General features: G+C 64.1%; 13 protein-coding genes. 9 read left to right on the top strand and 4 right to left on the bottom strand.

Annotation, left to right across the window (positions count from 1 at the left end):
• Positions 1 to 558: 558 nt before the first annotated feature.
• The 3 genes from AB4Z46_RS16645 to AB4Z46_RS16635 form a co-directional block, all read right to left on the bottom strand.
• On the bottom strand, positions 559 to 858 hold the full coding sequence (locus AB4Z46_RS16645; RefSeq protein WP_442284620.1) for a DUF1214 domain-containing protein: 300 nt from the start codon (positions 856 to 858) through the stop codon (positions 559 to 561).
• Between the two features lie 136 nt (positions 859 to 994).
• Positions 995 to 1,576, bottom strand: coding sequence for a hemerythrin domain-containing protein (locus AB4Z46_RS16640; RefSeq protein WP_442284619.1), 582 nt, complete (start codon positions 1,574 to 1,576; stop codon positions 995 to 997).
• Positions 1,577 to 1,793: 217 nt separating this feature from the next.
• A complete protein-coding gene (locus AB4Z46_RS16635; protein WP_442284618.1) occupies positions 1,794 to 1,961 on the bottom strand; it encodes a hypothetical protein in 168 nt (55 codons plus the stop codon).
• 342 nt (positions 1,962 to 2,303) lie between these two features.
• On the opposite strand from AB4Z46_RS16635, the gene adhP reads away from it, so the two are divergent.
• The 9 genes from adhP (at position 2,304) to AB4Z46_RS16590 (ending at position 14,025) form a co-directional block, all read left to right on the top strand.
• Positions 2,304 to 3,335: an alcohol dehydrogenase AdhP gene (gene adhP, locus AB4Z46_RS16630; RefSeq protein ID WP_442284617.1), complete on the top strand. Its 1,032-nt coding sequence runs from the start codon at positions 2,304 to 2,306 to the stop codon at positions 3,333 to 3,335.
• Positions 3,336 to 3,456: 121 nt separating this feature from the next.
• Complete coding sequence (locus AB4Z46_RS16625; RefSeq protein WP_442284616.1) at positions 3,457 to 5,853, top strand: phosphoketolase family protein; 2,397 nt, start codon at positions 3,457 to 3,459, stop codon at positions 5,851 to 5,853.
• 17 nt (positions 5,854 to 5,870) lie between these two features.
• Positions 5,871 to 8,354 carry a glycogen/starch/alpha-glucan phosphorylase gene (locus tag AB4Z46_RS16620; RefSeq protein ID WP_442284615.1) on the top strand — a complete coding sequence of 828 codons (2,484 nt, stop codon included), beginning with the start codon at positions 5,871 to 5,873 and terminating at the stop codon, positions 8,352 to 8,354.
• A 513-nt stretch (positions 8,355 to 8,867) separates the two neighbouring features.
• Positions 8,868 to 9,536: a c-type cytochrome gene (locus AB4Z46_RS16615; protein ID WP_442284676.1), complete on the top strand. Its 669-nt coding sequence runs from the start codon at positions 8,868 to 8,870 to the stop codon at positions 9,534 to 9,536.
• Positions 9,533 to 10,822, top strand: a complete 1,290-nt coding sequence (locus AB4Z46_RS16610; RefSeq protein ID WP_442284614.1) for a c-type cytochrome — start codon at positions 9,533 to 9,535, stop codon at positions 10,820 to 10,822. The genes AB4Z46_RS16615 and AB4Z46_RS16610 overlap by 4 nt, the downstream gene beginning before the upstream one ends.
• A gap of 15 nt (positions 10,823 to 10,837) precedes the next feature.
• Positions 10,838 to 11,032, top strand: a complete 195-nt coding sequence (locus tag AB4Z46_RS16605) for a hypothetical protein (RefSeq protein ID WP_442284613.1) — start codon at positions 10,838 to 10,840, stop codon at positions 11,030 to 11,032.
• Positions 11,029 to 11,601 (top strand): cytochrome C oxidase subunit II, encoded by a 573-nt coding sequence (locus AB4Z46_RS16600; protein ID WP_442284612.1) that lies wholly within the window; start codon positions 11,029 to 11,031, stop codon positions 11,599 to 11,601. The genes AB4Z46_RS16605 and AB4Z46_RS16600 overlap by 4 nt, the downstream gene beginning before the upstream one ends.
• Entirely contained in the window at positions 11,588 to 13,207 is a 1,620-nt protein-coding gene (locus tag AB4Z46_RS16595) for a cbb3-type cytochrome c oxidase subunit I (RefSeq protein WP_442284611.1), read from the top strand. The genes AB4Z46_RS16600 and AB4Z46_RS16595 overlap by 14 nt, the downstream gene beginning before the upstream one ends.
• Positions 13,207 to 14,025 carry a c-type cytochrome gene (locus AB4Z46_RS16590; protein WP_442284610.1) on the top strand — a complete coding sequence of 273 codons (819 nt, stop codon included), beginning with the start codon at positions 13,207 to 13,209 and terminating at the stop codon, positions 14,023 to 14,025. Before AB4Z46_RS16595 ends, AB4Z46_RS16590 begins: the two co-directional genes overlap by 1 nt.
• A 125-nt stretch (positions 14,026 to 14,150) precedes the next feature.
• Here AB4Z46_RS16590 and AB4Z46_RS16585 read toward each other — a convergent pair whose 3' ends face one another.
• A complete protein-coding gene (locus AB4Z46_RS16585) occupies positions 14,151 to 14,717 on the bottom strand; it encodes a methyltransferase family protein (protein ID WP_442284609.1) in 567 nt (188 codons plus the stop codon).
• Positions 14,718 to 14,858 lie beyond the last annotated feature (141 nt).

The raw sequence follows: 14,858 nt of genomic DNA, 5'->3' as shown, positions 1-14,858 counted from the left end.
TTCGCACGTCAACCCATTGGCTGGTTGAGAAGGTGGAAGCGCTTGGCGCACGCGACCCGCCACTGCCAGCCTTCTATTGCCGCCGCGGTAGGCGATGTGCCATCCTCATGGTTGCTGTTCCCTCCCAGGATAGCGCCGCCAACGAAACTGACGTGAACCCGTGTTGGACATCAATGGCCGAACTTGAGATCTGGACGGCCTTCTGTTCGTGGCCGACAGTTCCGGCTCGAGGTCCAAGCCTTGAGCGCGTCATGCAGACTGGTCGCAGCCGGTCGAATCTCTGCGTCGAACGACGGCGACCGGTGAAAGCTGACTTTCGCGCTTTTCATCGTGACCGGCTCGTCTGCATCGAAACTTGACCATTCCCGACGTCGAGGGAGGCTTGGGCAGGGCGGGGGGCGGATCGCTGGAAGGCACTGCATGACTAGGCTAGGCGCTGCCCTTTCAACGGCTGCTTTCAAATCTCGCGAGTTGGCGGTTAGGGCCCATTGCCGACCTTCGATCTTGTGCTGTGAACGCCCGCAACGTGATACCAAGCGGCCCTTCGTTCAGCTCACTTCACCCTCTCGACGTCCCGGGCTTCCAGCTCTTGTCGAAAGCAGGTTCCGTCGGGCCGTAGAGCCGAAGGATGGTGAAGTACCTCTTGCCGGGCGCGGTGGCGAGCCAGTTGCCGGCCTTGCCCTCAGGTGCTTTGGAGCTTCGCCGGCGGCCGCACCGAACGGCCGCCGCAAGTGAGGACCTCCTGGCAGTGGCTATTCCATGTACGCCAGATCGCGAACATCCGAGCGAACGGCTGTCGTAATCGCTCCACGTCGCAGCAGAATGTTCAAGAACTCCAATCCGCAAGGGGCGCCACATGGGCCATTGCTAGGGGAAACACCAAGCCAGCGCCCGCCGCGGCGCACCGGGCTCAGCGTTTATCCGAGCGGTGATCTCATCACGACGTTCAGCGCTCCGGGATTCATGCAATACCCGTCACTCCGGCCAGCCCCGCTCAGCCGCCCGCGGCCGAATCCTGCTTCTTCTCGCCTGAGGACCGCGCTGCCATCATCCCGGCCAGCCTCTGATAGGTTTGCGTCGGCGTGTCTCCGAACAGTGGGTCCGGGCACGAGGGCGCGGCTCTGGCGACGACCTCCCAGTCCTGCGCAGTCAACAGCAGCCGCGCATGCGGCAGGATCTGTCTTTCCTCCGTGGCAAGGTGATGCCGGTAGTAGGCCAGGTAGAGTGCTGCCGCCGCTTCCACCGTCGCGCTCCGCACATAGGTCTCGCTGATGACTTGGTTCAGGCGCGCGGCCAGTTCTTCGCTCGCGACGGCGAGGACGCGATGATCCTGGTGAAGGCGGTTGATCGGCAGTCGCATCCGCGGCTCGTGCGTGGCGAGGAGCGCAAACGCGGCATCTTCGCGCGGATGGTGAAAGCAATCCCCGAACTCGCGCAGGTACGAAACGATCTCGAGCATCAGGTGGTAGTCCGGGCTCTCGCCGTCTCGAAATCTGGCGACCTGCTCCTCAAGGAAGCTGAGGAGCAAGGAGAAATTCCCGTGCTCGGCATGCCATTGCGCGATCTGGCTGGTCATGTTGAACCTCCAAAACTGATGAGCCTGAACGGGCACTCTACGCCGCTTGACCGACAGATTCTTCGATCTGCATCCGCGCCAATGCCGGACGCTTGAGCGTCTCGCCACCGGGTCCGAGGCAGCGCCCCGCGACAATCGTGACGCCCAGGCCTGCGCTCGCTGGATCCGACGATCGCATCGCTGTGGCACCCGACCGCAGCTTCATTGGAGGGTCGTCCTATCCGGGTATCGCGAACATGACCAATTGGCTCATCGCGTCCACAAGCTCCTCGTTCCTCGGCGAGCCGTCTGGGTTGGCCTCGATCAATTGCCGAGCACGAGTGAGTGCTCTCCTCGCTTCCTGCACGTGAATGCTGTCCTGCTTGCGGTCCAGTTCGGCAAGCATGTCGCCGATAGCGGAAGTCACAGATGCCCGATCCATAAAGGGCTCCCGGCGCGCCCAGTCAGGCGCTCGACAAAAGTTACGGCTTCACGCCAATACAGGGCGGCGATGAGCGGCATCGGCAGGCAGTGACGCGTGCCAGCACGACATGCAGGCCGACCGGCTTGACCCCATTGTGCGCGGATGTTGAATCACTGGCGAGCCGTGCGGAAACCGGTTCCTCCGCCGCTTTGTACCCAAATGCAACGCTGGCATTTGCCCTGATCCTCTTGTTGTGCCGCGCGCTGTCGCGGTCGACAATTTGATCTTGGCTGCGCTGTTGTCCAAAACCTTCCGGAGGTCGCAATGCAGACGATGAAGGCCGCAGTGGTCCACGAGTTCGGCGAACCGCTCGTGATCGATGAAGTGCCGATGCCGATCGTGGTACCGGGCCAGGTGCTGGTGAAGGTGGCGGCCTCGGGCGTCTGCCACACCGACCTGCACGCCGCCGACGGCGACTGGCCGGTCAAGCCATCGCCGCCATTCATTCCCGGCCACGAAGGTGTGGGGCATGTGGCCGCCGTGGGCGCTGGCGTGAAGCATGTGAAGGAAGGCGACCGTGTCGGCGTGCCGTGGCTGCATACCGCCTGCGGCCATTGCGAGCACTGCATCACGGGCTGGGAAACCTTGTGTGATGGGCAGCAAATGACGGGCTACACCGTCGACGGCGGCTATGCGGAATACGTGCTGGCCGATCCGGGCTACGTCGGACACCTGCCCGCGAATCGAGGTTTCGCTGAGCTCGCACCCATTCTTTGCGCGGGGGTCACTGTCTACAAGGGCCTCAAGGTGCTCGACTGCCAATCCGGCGACTGGGTTGCGATCTCGGGTGTCGGCGGGCTGGGCCATCTGGCAGTGCAATACGCCAAGGCCATGGGCTTTCATGTGGCGGCGGTGGACATCGACGATGCCAAGCTCCAGTTGGCCAAACAGGTAGGCGCGGATATGGTGGTCAACGCCGCCACTGCCGATCCGGTCAAGGAGTTCCAGCGCGATCTCAAGGGGGCGCACGGCGTACTCGTGACGGCGGCCTCGCGCGCCGCCTTCTCTCAAGCACTCGGCATGTTGCACAAGCGGGGAACCATGTCGATGGTCGGACTGCCGCCAGGCGACTTCGGCCTGCCGATCTTCGATGTGGTGCTCAACGCAAAAACGGTCCGCGGCTCGATCGTCGGCACTCGCAAGGACCTGCAGGAAGCGCTGGCCTTCGCCGGCGAGGGCAAGGTACATACCCTGTACAGCGAAGACCGCATCGAGAACATCAACCCGATCTTCGATCGCATGCGCAAGGGCGAGATCGAGGGCCGGGTGGTTCTGCAGCTCACCGACGAGGCGTAGCTGGCGACAAAGGCAAATCGCTCGATTCGCTGAATTCCCCGGGGCCGGCCACAGGCGCGGCGGCCCGCGCCGACGCAGCGTGCCCGGCGCTACTGGCGACCCTGTTGACAGGAGACGCAGCATGACCAAGCAAGCCTCTTCGCGTGCCACGCAGCAGAAACCGCTGGACAAGGACGAACTGCGACGCATTGACGCCTGGTGGCGCGCGTGCAACTATCTTTCGGTCGGGATGATTTATCTGCGGGACAACCCGCTGCTGCGCGAGCCGCTGAAGGTCGAGCACGTAAAGCACCGCTTGCTCGGACATTGGGGCGCGAGCCCGGCGCTCTCGTTCGTATGGGCGCATCTGAACCGTGTGATCAAGCGCGACGATCAGGACGTGATCTTCATGGCCGGGCCGGGGCATGGCGCGCCGGGCGTGCTCGGCCCCGCTTACCTCGAAGGCACCTACTCCGAGGTGTATCCGGACAAGAGCGAGGATGCCGAGGGCATGGGGAAGTTCTTCAAGCAGTTCTCTTTCCCGGGGCACATCGGCTCGCATGTCACGCCCGAGACGCCGGGTTCGATCCACGAAGGCGGAGAGTTGGGCTACAGCCTCTCGCATGCCTACGGCGCCGCGCTCGACAACCCCGACCTCGTCGTGGCCTGCGTGGTTGGCGACGGCGAGGCCGAGACCGGCCCGCTCGCCACGGCCTGGCATTCAAACAAGTTCATCAATCCGGTTCGAGACGGCGCCGTGCTGCCCATCCTGAACCTGAACGGCTACAAGATCGCCAATCCGACCATCCTCGCGCGCATCAGCCACGAGGAACTGGAGGCGCTCTTCGTGGGCTACGGCTACAAGCCGTATTTCGTCGAGGGATCGGACCCCTCCGAGATGCATCAGAAGATGGCCGCAACGCTCGATACGATCTTCGCCGAGCTCCGCGACATCCGGGAGAAGGCGGGCGTGAGCGGCCGCGCCGAGCGGCCGCGCTGGCCGATGATTGTGCTGCGCACGCCCAAGGGCTGGAGCGGGCCGAAGGAAATCCGGGGTCACAAGGTCGAAGGCTCCTGGCGTTCGCACCAGGTGCCTTTCTCGGACGTGCGCGAGAACCCCGCGAGCCTGGAACTGCTTGAGAGCTGGATGCGCAGCTACAAGCCGGAGGACCTGTTTGATGCCGGCGGGCGGCTGGTCCCCGAGCTCAGGAAACTCGCACCCTCTGGGCCGCGACGCATCAGCGCCAACCCGGTCGCCAATGGTGGCCTGCTGCGCCGGGAGTTGAAGCTGCCTGACTTCCGCGACTACGCGGTGGACGTGCACGAGGCCGGCAAGGTGCTGTACGAGAACACCCGGCCTCTGGGTGAATTCCTGCGCGACACGATGCGCAACAACATGAGCACCTTTCGCGTGTTCGGCCCTGACGAGACCGCCTCCAACCGTCTGCAGGCGATCTACGAGGTCAGCAAGAAAGTGTGGATGGCCGACTTGCTGCCGGAGGACGCGGATGGCGGAGAGCTCGCCCGCGACGGCCGCGTGATGGAGATGCTGTCCGAGCACACGTTGATGGGATGGCTCGAAGGCTACCTGCTCTCGGGCCGCCACGGCTTCTTCCACACCTACGAGGCTTTCGCCCACGTCGTGGATTCGATGTTCAACCAGCATGCGAAGTGGCTGGACATCTGCAAGAACCATGTGCCGTGGCGCGCGTCGGTAGCGTCGGAGAACATCCTGCTGTCGTCCACCGTCTGGCGTCAGGACCACAATGGCTTCTCGCACCAGGACCCCGGCTTCATCGACCTGGTGACCAACAAGAGCCCGTCGGTCACGCGCGTCTACCTGCCGCCGGACGCCAACACGCTGCTGGCGGTGGCAGACGCCTGCTTGCGCTCCACAGACTGCATCAACGTGATCGTGGCGGACAAGCAGAAGCACCTGCAGTTCACGACCATCGAGGAGGCGATCGCGCACTGTGCCAAGGGCATGGGCATCTGGCGGCGCGCGAGCAGCGACGAGGGGGATGAGCCGGACGTGGTGATGGCCTCGTGCGGCGATGTCGCGACGCAGGAGGCATTGGCGGCAACGGCGATCCTGCGTGAACGGGTGCCTGACCTCAAGCTGCGCTTCGTGAACGTGGTGGACCTGTTCAGGATGCAGCCGGCCAGCGAGCATCCGCACGGTTCGTCCGATCGTGAGTTCGAAAGTCTGTTCACGCGCGACAAGCCGGTAATCTTCAACTTCCACGGATACCCCTGGCTGATCCACAAGCTGGCCTACCGCTTCTGCAACCACGAGCACCTGCACGTGCGCGGCTACAAGGAGAAGGGCAACATCAACACGCCGATGGAGCTCGCCATCCTCAACCAGGTCGACCGCTTCAATCTGGTGATCGACGTCCTCGACCGCGTGCCGCGCCTGCAGAGCCGCGCGGCGCACCTGCGGGAAGACATGAAGAACGCCATCATCGACAACCTGAACTACGCGCACACCCACGGCACCGACCACGCCGAGGTCGCGAATTGGGTGTGGCCGGGCTGAGGTCGAGGGGATGAAACATGCCCGCCAGCCCTACCCCGAGCACGATCCCCAGCGGCGCCGGCGCCGCCCGGCGCGGTCTGGACGCCAGTGCGCTGCAGCGCGACGTCGTCGACAACCTCGTGTGCCTGCAGGCGCGCTTTCCGGCCATCGCCACCCCGCACGACTGGTACATGGCGCTCGCCTACACCGTGCGCGACCGCCTGCTGGCGCGCTGGGTCGACACGATGGAGACCGATCGCGCGCGCGAAGCGCGGGTGGTCTGCTACCTGTCCGCCGAATTCCTGATCGGACCGCAACTCGGCAACAATTTGATCAACCTCGGCATCGAGGCGCAAGCGCGAGCCGCCTTGAGTGCGCTCGGTCAGGACCTGGATGCCGTGATGGCCCTGGAGGAAGAGCCGGGCCTCGGCAACGGCGGTCTCGGCCGGCTCGCGGCCTGCTACATGGACTCGCTCGCGACGCTCGAAAAGACGGCCATCGGCTACGGCATCCGCTACGAATTCGGCATCTTTCGTCAATCGATCCGCGATGGCTGGCAAGTGGAGGAAACCGACAAGTGGCTGCAGAAGGGCAACCCTTGGGAGATCGTGCGTCCGGATGTCGCCTTCTATGTTCACTTCGGCGGGCATACGGAACCTGCGACCGACGCGCAGGGGCAGTATCGCGTGCGCTGGATCGCGGCCAGGCAGGTCAAAGGAGTGGCTTGCGACACGCCTGTGTCGGGCTATCGGGTCCACCGCTGCAACACGCTGCGACTGTGGAAGAGCGAGGCCGTCGAGTCGTTCGACCTGACCGACTTCAATGTCGGCGACTACTACGGCGCGGTGGAGCAGAAGGTGGTCTCCGAGACGCTCTCGAAGGTGCTCTATCCAAACGATGAGCCCGACATCGGCAAGCGCCTGCGCTTGGCGCAGCAGTACTTCTTCGTGTCCTGCTCGCTGCAGGACATGCTGCGCTTGCTCGATCTCAAGGGCGAGCCGATCGAACGCTTTGCCGACGTGTTCGCGGCGCAACTCAATGACACCCACCCTTCGATCGCGGTTGCCGAACTGATGCGACTCCTCGTGGACGAGCGCGAACTGCCGTGGGACCAGGCCTGGGACATCACCTGCCGCACCCTTGCCTACACCAATCACACGCTGCTGCCCGAAGCGCTGGAGACTTGGCCGCTGCCACTGTTCCAGAGCCTTCTGCCGCGACCGTTAGAGATCATCCTGGAGATCAACCGCCGCTTTCTTGATACGGTCCGACAGCGTCTACCGGGCGACGAATCGCGCGTGGCCCGTATGTCCCTGATCGACGAATCCGGCATTCGGCGCATCCGCATGGCGCACCTGGCGACCGTCGGCAGCCATGCCGTCAACGGCGTCGCGGCCCTGCATTCGACGCTGCTGCGAGAGACCGTACTGCGGGACTTTGCCGAGCTGTGGCCCGACCGCTTCCACAACGTCACCAATGGCGTCACGCCGCGGCGCTTCCTGACCCTGTGCAACCCTGGCCTTGCGCGGCTGTTGGACGAGACGGTGAGCAAGGGGTGGGTGACGGACCTCAAGCGCTTGCGGGCTCTCGAGGCGCATGCAGACGACGCGGCGTTCCAGGAGCGCTGGCGCCAGATCAAGCGCGCGAACAAGGAAGTGCTGGCGCAGCGCATTCGCAGCGCCACCGGCATCGTCGTTGATCCGAGCGCACTCTTCGACATCCAGGTCAAGCGCATCCATGAATACAAGCGCCAGCACCTGAACGCGCTGTACATCGTGGCCCTATACCAGCGCATGCGCCGCGATCCGCAGTTCGCCCTGGCGCCGCGCTGTTTCGTCTTCGGCGGCAAGGCGGCACCGGGCTACGCGATGGCCAAGCTGATCATCCGCCTCATCAACGGCATCGCTGAAGCGATTGAGGACGATCCAACGATGGCAGGACGGCTGAAGGTGGTTTTCTTTCCGAATTTCAGCGTCACGAATGCCCACTACATCTATCCGGCTGCTGACCTGTCTGAGCAGATTTCGACCGCCGGCAAGGAAGCATCCGGAACCGGCAATATGAAGTTCATGATGAACGGGGCTCTGACCATCGGAACGCTGGACGGGGCCAATGTCGAGATCCGCGAGGAGGTGGGCGCGGAGAACTTCTTCCTCTTCGGCCTGCGCGCGGAAGATGTGGCGCGTCTGCAGCGTGAGGGCTATCGCCCAGCGGACTACGTGGCAGCGAACGACGAACTGCGCGACGCGCTGGACCTCATCGCCTCGGGGCATTTCTCACGCGGCGACCCCGATGTGTTTCGCCCGCTGGTGGAAAACCTGATGCAATGGGATCACTTCCTCGTGCTCGCCGACTTCGCCGACTACATGGCATGCCAGACGCGCGTGGACGCCGCCTGGGAAGATCCGGGACGCTGGACGCGCATGTCGATCCTCAACACGGCTCGATCTGGCAAGTTCTCATCAGATCGGGCCATCCACGAATACGCTGAAACCATCTGGAGCCTAGTGCCGAGTGGGTAGGCCGCCAACCTGCGCTCTGGGCCAGAGCTGTCTTGCGGCCGACGACCGCAATCGAGTCTTGAGCTGCCGAACATTTGGCGCCGGCGAAGGACCGGTGATGGCCGCGACTGTGAGTTCGCAGCCGAACCCGGCAGTTGTCGTTCGGGCTGATGGCCTGGTTGTTCAATGGCAGCCGTCAGCGCGCCTCGGGACCAGGCGGTCCCGGCCTGAAGCGGAAGCACGTGAAGCTCAACACCACGGCCGCTCCGGCAAGAAGCGGACTTCGCATTTGGAAAGGGAGATCCGCGATCCATGGGTCAGCGCGGCGCTAAAACCGCGCCACGCGGGCTCAAGCAGGTGTTTGGATCTGCTCGCGAACGGCGGGCGGCCGTAGGGGCCCGCCCCTCGGGGCAATTGACGCCAGGCCAAACGACGTATAAAAGTCAACAAATGGCTGCTCACGCCCATTACGCGGTCTGCCGGAAGCCCGCTTCCACATGGCTGGCCGCGGTGTGCGTGCTCGCGAGCGTCGGCATGGCCAGCGCGCAGGACTCGGCGATCCCCGCGTTCAAGTCTGTGGATACGATGGAAGCGCGCATGCAGGGCTGCGTGACCTGCCACGGCCAGAGCGGCCAGGGCACGAGCAACGCCTACTTCCCGCGCATCGCCGGCAAGCCGACCGCCTACCTCTATAACCAACTGGTGGCGTTTCGAGACGGCAAGCGCGAGTACCCGCCGATGAACTACCTCGTCGCGTATCTGCCCGATGCCTACTTGCGCGAGATCGCCGAGTACTTTGCGAAGCAGCGGCCGGCCTTCGAAGCCAAGCAATCGAGCGCGGCCGCGCCTGAAGTGTTCGCGCGTGGCCAGACGCTGGCGATCACCGGCGACCCGAGCAAGCAGTTGCCTGCCTGCATCACCTGCCACGGCGCGGGCCTCACCGGCATGGAGCCAGGCATTCCGGGACTGGCCGGCCTGCGCGCGCCGTACATCGTGGCGCAACTCACGCGCTGGCGCACCGGCGGGCGGCAGGCGCAACAACCTGATTGCATGAAGCGCATTGCCGATCGACTTACGGAGGCCGATGTGCATGCCGTGGCCACCTGGCTGGCCGCGCAGGACGCGCCGACCGACCCATCGCCTGCGAAGGCCAACCTCCAGGGCATGCCGATCTCGTGCGGCAGCCAGAAGCCCATGCCATGAGGAAAGGCACGCGCATCGTCCTCATCACCGCGGTGGCCGCGGTGGTGGTGGTCGCGGGCGCGCTCGCCATCTTCATGCCCGGCTACCTGCCGGTGATCCCCGGCGCGGTTCCGATGGACCCGACCACGCAAACGATCAAGAAGGGCGAATACCTCGCGCGCGCCGGCGATTGCGTGGCCTGCCACTCGAACCCCGGCGAAAAGCAGTTCGCCGGCGGTCGGCCCATGCCCACGCCCTTCGGCAATCTCTACGCGCCCAACATCACGCCCGACGACGAGACCGGCATCGGCAAATGGACCGCCGACGACTTCTATCGGATGATGCACAACGGCGTGTCGAGGGACGGCACGCTGATGTACCCGGCGATGCCTTTCGCGTCATACACCAAGGTGACGCGCGAAGATTCGGACGCCATCTACGCCTATCTGATGTCGGTGCCGCCCGTTGCTCTGAAGAACCGGCCGCACGAACTGAGCTTTCCGTTCAACCAGCGCGACCTGTTGATCGGCTGGCGCACGCTTTACTTCAAGCAGGGCGAATACGTGCCGGACCAGAGCAAGTCGACGCAGTGGAACCGCGGCGCTTACCTCGTCGAGGGCCTTGGCCATTGTGCGATGTGCCACACGGCCATCAACCGGCTGGGCGGTTCCAAGACCTCGCAGGAGTTCGAAGGCGGGATGATCCCCAACCAGAACTGGTATGCGCCCTCGCTGACATCGAATCACGAGGCCGGCCTCGGCAACTGGAGCATCAAGGACATCAAGGACCTGTTGCAGGTCGGCGTCTCGCATCGGGCCACGGTGTATGGACCGATGGCCGAGGTGGTCTACAACAGCCTCCAGTACCTGAGCGACGAAGACGTCGAGGCGATGGCGGTGTACCTCAAGGAACTGCCGCAGCGCGACTCCGAGCCACCGCCGACCAGCAGCGCGCGGCTGGTAAGCCCGAACGTGATGGAACTCGGCCGCAAGACCTACGCGAGGCAATGCTTCATGTGCCACGGCGACGAAGGCAAGGGCTTTCCGCCGAGCTACCCGCCGCTGGCGAGCAACCAGTCGATCACGATGTCGTCACCGGTCAACTCGATCCGCATGGTGCTGAACGGCGGCTACGCGCCGGGGACGATGAAGAACCCAAGGCCGCACGGAATGCCGCCCTTCTCGCACATCCTCAACGACGAGGAAGTGGCGGCTGTCGTCACCTATATCCGCGTGGCCTGGGAGAACAGCGGAACGCCCGTGACGCCTGCGCAGGTCAGCGAACTGCGCAAGATCATTCCGGAATAGAACAGGGTCTGCACCATGGCAACGCATGACGATGATTCGACAGCTGCGAGTGCATTGGATCCCGCGCATGACGGTGACCGCATCGAGGAGATCGTGCGGCGCGGGCCAGCGGGTACGTTCGCGGTGGTCGGCGTCGCTACGGTCCTTGTCGTAGCCATGTTCTTCATCTTCTACTTCTTTGCCTTCCTTCCGCGGGGAGCAGTCCAGTGACGCCGACGGGTGCCGACGCCGCACACGCCTCGGTGGCCGTCGCCGACGCGGCCGAGCGACGCTGGGCCGTCATCGTCGTGCTCATCATCGCAATATTGGTGGCGACCATGGTTCTCACCAGCCTGCACTGGGCGTCCATGCCGCCGTCGCGTGTGGAAACGATCGACCCGCGCAAGCTCCACATTTCGGGTGAGTTCGTCGAAGACAACCTTGGCACGACGCTGGGCGAAGATGGCAAGGTCATGGTTCGACTCATCGCGCAACAGTATTCGTTTGAGCCGCAATGCCTGGTTGTGCCGGCCGGCATGCCGGTCACTTTTCGCGCGACCAGCACCGATGCCGTCCACGGCTTCGTCATCGACAAGACCAACGCAAACGTGATGCTTGTTCCTGGCTTCATCGCCACCTTCACCGCCCGGTTCGACAAGGCCGGCGAGCGCCTGATGCCCTGCCATGAGTACTGTGGCACGGGGCATGAGGCGATGTGGGGCCGCGTGCAGGTGCTGCCGGCCGAAGAGTTCCTCGCCAAGGCGAAGGGCGGAGAGAGGATGAGCTGTGTTCCTCGCTAAGCGACTTGTACTCGCGCATTTCTGGGTCGCCTTCGTGGCATTCACCGCAGCCATCGTGCTCGGCGAATGGCAGATGTTCGTGCGCAGCCCGCTCAGCGCGTGGGTCGGCGACCCCGAGCACTACTACCGCTCGGTGACTGGCCACGGCACGGTGATGGGCTACGTGTTTCCAACGCTGGTTGCGATGGGCTTCGGCTATGCGATCACCGAGCTGGCATTGAAGCGGCGCCTGCTCGGACTGCGCTGGGCGTGGATCGGCTTCTGGATGGTGATGGCGGGCACGGTGATGGCGGCCACGCCGATTGCAATGGGCAGCGCTTCGGTGCTCTACACCTTTTACCCGCCGATGATCGGCAGCGTCTTCTACTACCTGGGCGTCGTGCTGGTGGTGGTCGGCTCTTGGGTATGGGTGGCACTCATGGCCATCAACTTGCGGGCCTGGAAGAAGGACAACGCAGGCAAGGCCGTGCCGCTGGCGATGTTCGGCAACGTGGCCGGCGCCTACCTGTGGGCATGGACCTCGGTGGGCGCGGCGATCGAGATCATCTTCTTGATCCTGCCGGTGGCACTCGGCTTCAAGGACACCATCGACGCTGGCCTGGCGCGCGTTTTCTTCTCATGGACGCTGCACGCCATTGTGTACTTCTGGCTGATGCCGACCTACATCGCGTTCTACACGATCGTGCCGCGTGCCATCGGCGGACGCCTCTACAGCGACACGATGGGACGCGTCGCCTTCGTGCTGTTCCTGGTGTTCTCGATGCCGATCGGCGTCCACCATTTGTTCGCCGATCCGCAAGTGGGGTTCGGGATCAAGTTCCTGCACTCGGTGTTCACCGCGATGGTGGCTGTGCCGACCTTCCTGACGGTGTTCACCATCGTCGCGTCGGTCGAGATCGCGGCGCGACTGCGCGGCGGCAAGGGGATCTTCGGATGGGTCAAAGCGCTGCCATGGGGCAACCCGATGATGCTGGCCGTCACCTTCTCTTTCATCATGCTGGGCTTCGGCGGCGCGGGCGGCCTCATCAACATGAGCTTCCAGCTCAACGAAACCATCCACAACACGCAGTGGGTAACAGGGCACTTCCACCTCATCTTCGCGGGTGCCATCGTCATCATGTATTTCATGGTGGCCTACGACCTGTGGCCGCAGCTGACAGGCTGCAGGCCATTGCCCGTTGGGCCCATCAAGGCGCAACTGTGGTTGTGGTTCGTGGGCATGATGGTCATGACGATGCCTTGGCACTGGGTCGGCCTCCTGGGAATGCCGCGGCGCATGGCGTATTTCGATTTCTCCAACCCGGCGCTGGCCGGCCAGGGCTGGACGTTGATTGCGGGATCCATCGGCGGGCTGATGCTGGTGATCTCCGCCCTGGTATTCGTCTACATCCTGGCGCGCGCGAGGAAGACTGATGCGCAACCGGCGACCTTCACCTTCAGCACGCCGGTGCACATGCCGGCGACCACGCCGATCGCGCTGAACGGCTTCGGCCTATGGCTTTCATTGATGATCGCGCTCACGCTCGTGAACTACGGCTTTCCGATCGCGCAGCTCGCGTCGCTGAAGGAGACCTCGGTACCTGCCATTCCCATAGGAGGACGATGATGCAGGAACCTCGCCTGTACACGTGGCGCAACGGTTGGTTTCGCTGGAGCGTGCTCGGCGTCAGTGGCATGACGGTGGCCGCGCTGCTCGTCGGCCTCATCTGGCTGCCCTCGCTGCAGAGCGACTTCACGGCCAAGGGCGTCTGGGACAGCATTTGCCGCGCCGCGGGCGTACCGAGTGAATGGATCGCGCAAGGCAAATGGCCCAGTGCTAGCAAAGGCACGACTCAGGTCGTGCTGACGAGCGACATGGCACGCGCGGGCGCGGGCGACGCAATCGGCCGCGGCGCCACCATCGCGGTCCAGCAGTGCAGCATGTGCCACGGGGCACAAGGCATGAGCGACGCGAATGCACCGAACTTGGCCGGGCAGTACCCGGAAGTCGTCATCAAGCAATTGCACGATTACAAGCGGGGCGACCGCGCCAGCGCCATCATGCAAACGCTCGCGCAAAGACTGTCGGACAAAGACATCACCGACATCGCGGCCTATTACGACTCACTGCCCAAGGCGCGCGCGGCGATCGTGCAGGCCGGCGAAATGGATGCACCGGCGCTTGTGCGCGTCGGTGACCCGCTGCGCAACATCGTCCCTTGCGTTTCGTGCCACGGCGGCATCGACCACAAGATCGGCGCGCCGTGGCTGGAAGGCATGCCGAAGGAATACCTGCTGAAGGAGATGAAGGCCTTCGCATCCGGTGCGCGGCGCAACGACAGCTTCGCGCAGATGCGCAATGTGGTGCGTCCGCTCACGTCCCAGGAGCTCGACAGCGTTGCGGAGTTCTATGCACGTCGGGAACCGGCGGCTGGCAGTCGCTGACGAACGCCCCACAGCGCGACATTGCCGTGCGGCGGGGAAAGACGGAAGCCGCTGCTTGTCGGCCTGAGGCAGAAGGGGGCCTGGGCGAATGACCCGCCCCCTGGAGGCGGCTTGTCGCCTGGCCACTAGAGCAGGTAGGGGACGAAGCGTTGTGTGCGGCGCATGTAGTCACGGTAGGCATCGCCGAAATGTTCGATGCACTCTTTTTCCTCGCGCTTGGCGGTGACGAAGATCAGCGCGGTCGATGCCAACACCAGCAGCAAGCCCAGCCAGGTGAAGCGCTGCAGAAAGACGCCCCAGGCAAGGCAGATCAGCGCCGTGTACATCGGGTGGCGGATGTATTTGAAGGCTCCTGTCGTCACCAGTCGAGTGGTCTTCTCGAATCCGATCAGTGCCTCGTCCTTGCGGGCGCTGCTTGGCTGGCCCAGCTGTCTCAGGCGGCGTGCCGCATGCAGCGGCAGCCAGGCCGACGTGACGAGGAACAGTTGCGCCAGAAACTGGCTCGGTGACAGCAGAGGATCGTCGCCCCACACCGGCAGATTGATCCAGATCAGGCCGAAGATGCACTCCACCGCGAAGAAGCGATAGAAGCCGTGCGAGCGCGGCCGCGTGATCGCTCCCCGCGAGATGTACAGCAAGACCGAACTGACGATGACGAAAGTTGCGGGGTAGGCCTGCAGGGGCAGAAGCATCGAGGAAATTTACATGCAGTGCGCCGTGTAGGGAAGGCCACGCGACATCGGGCGGCTCTAACAGGGCATCGGCGGCGCCTGATGCTGGCGGACAGGGCGCTGCCGACGATTCCACGAGCCGCACGGATCCGGACCGACAAC

The sequence above is a fragment of the Variovorax sp. M-6 genome (genome assembly GCF_052114385.1).
GTDB lineage: Bacteria > Pseudomonadota > Gammaproteobacteria > Burkholderiales > Burkholderiaceae_C > Variovorax.
This window is presented reverse-complemented; position numbering and strand designations above follow the sequence as displayed.

Bases quoted from the DNA above. Each gene is read 5' to 3' on its own strand.
- AB4Z46_RS16645 (WP_442284620.1), bottom strand. From the start codon at position 858: ATGTGGCGCCCCTTGCGGATTGGAGTTCTTGAACATTCTGCTGCGACG.
- AB4Z46_RS16640 (WP_442284619.1), bottom strand. From the start codon at position 1,576: ATGACCAGCCAGATCGCGCAATGGCATGCCGAGCACGGGAATTTCTCC.
- AB4Z46_RS16635 (WP_442284618.1), bottom strand. From the start codon at position 1,961: ATGCTTGCCGAACTGGACCGCAAGCAGGACAGCATTCACGTGCAGGAA.
- adhP (WP_442284617.1), top strand. From the start codon at position 2,304: ATGCAGACGATGAAGGCCGCAGTGGTCCACGAGTTCGGCGAACCGCTC.
- AB4Z46_RS16625 (WP_442284616.1), top strand. From the start codon at position 3,457: ATGACCAAGCAAGCCTCTTCGCGTGCCACGCAGCAGAAACCGCTGGAC.
- AB4Z46_RS16620 (WP_442284615.1), top strand. From the start codon at position 5,871: ATGCCCGCCAGCCCTACCCCGAGCACGATCCCCAGCGGCGCCGGCGCC.
- AB4Z46_RS16615 (WP_442284676.1), top strand. From the start codon at position 8,868: ATGGCCAGCGCGCAGGACTCGGCGATCCCCGCGTTCAAGTCTGTGGAT.
- AB4Z46_RS16610 (WP_442284614.1), top strand. From the start codon at position 9,533: ATGAGGAAAGGCACGCGCATCGTCCTCATCACCGCGGTGGCCGCGGTG.
- AB4Z46_RS16605 (WP_442284613.1), top strand. From the start codon at position 10,838: ATGGCAACGCATGACGATGATTCGACAGCTGCGAGTGCATTGGATCCC.
- AB4Z46_RS16590 (WP_442284610.1), top strand. From the start codon at position 13,207: ATGCAGGAACCTCGCCTGTACACGTGGCGCAACGGTTGGTTTCGCTGG.
- AB4Z46_RS16585 (WP_442284609.1), bottom strand. From the start codon at position 14,717: ATGCTTCTGCCCCTGCAGGCCTACCCCGCAACTTTCGTCATCGTCAGT.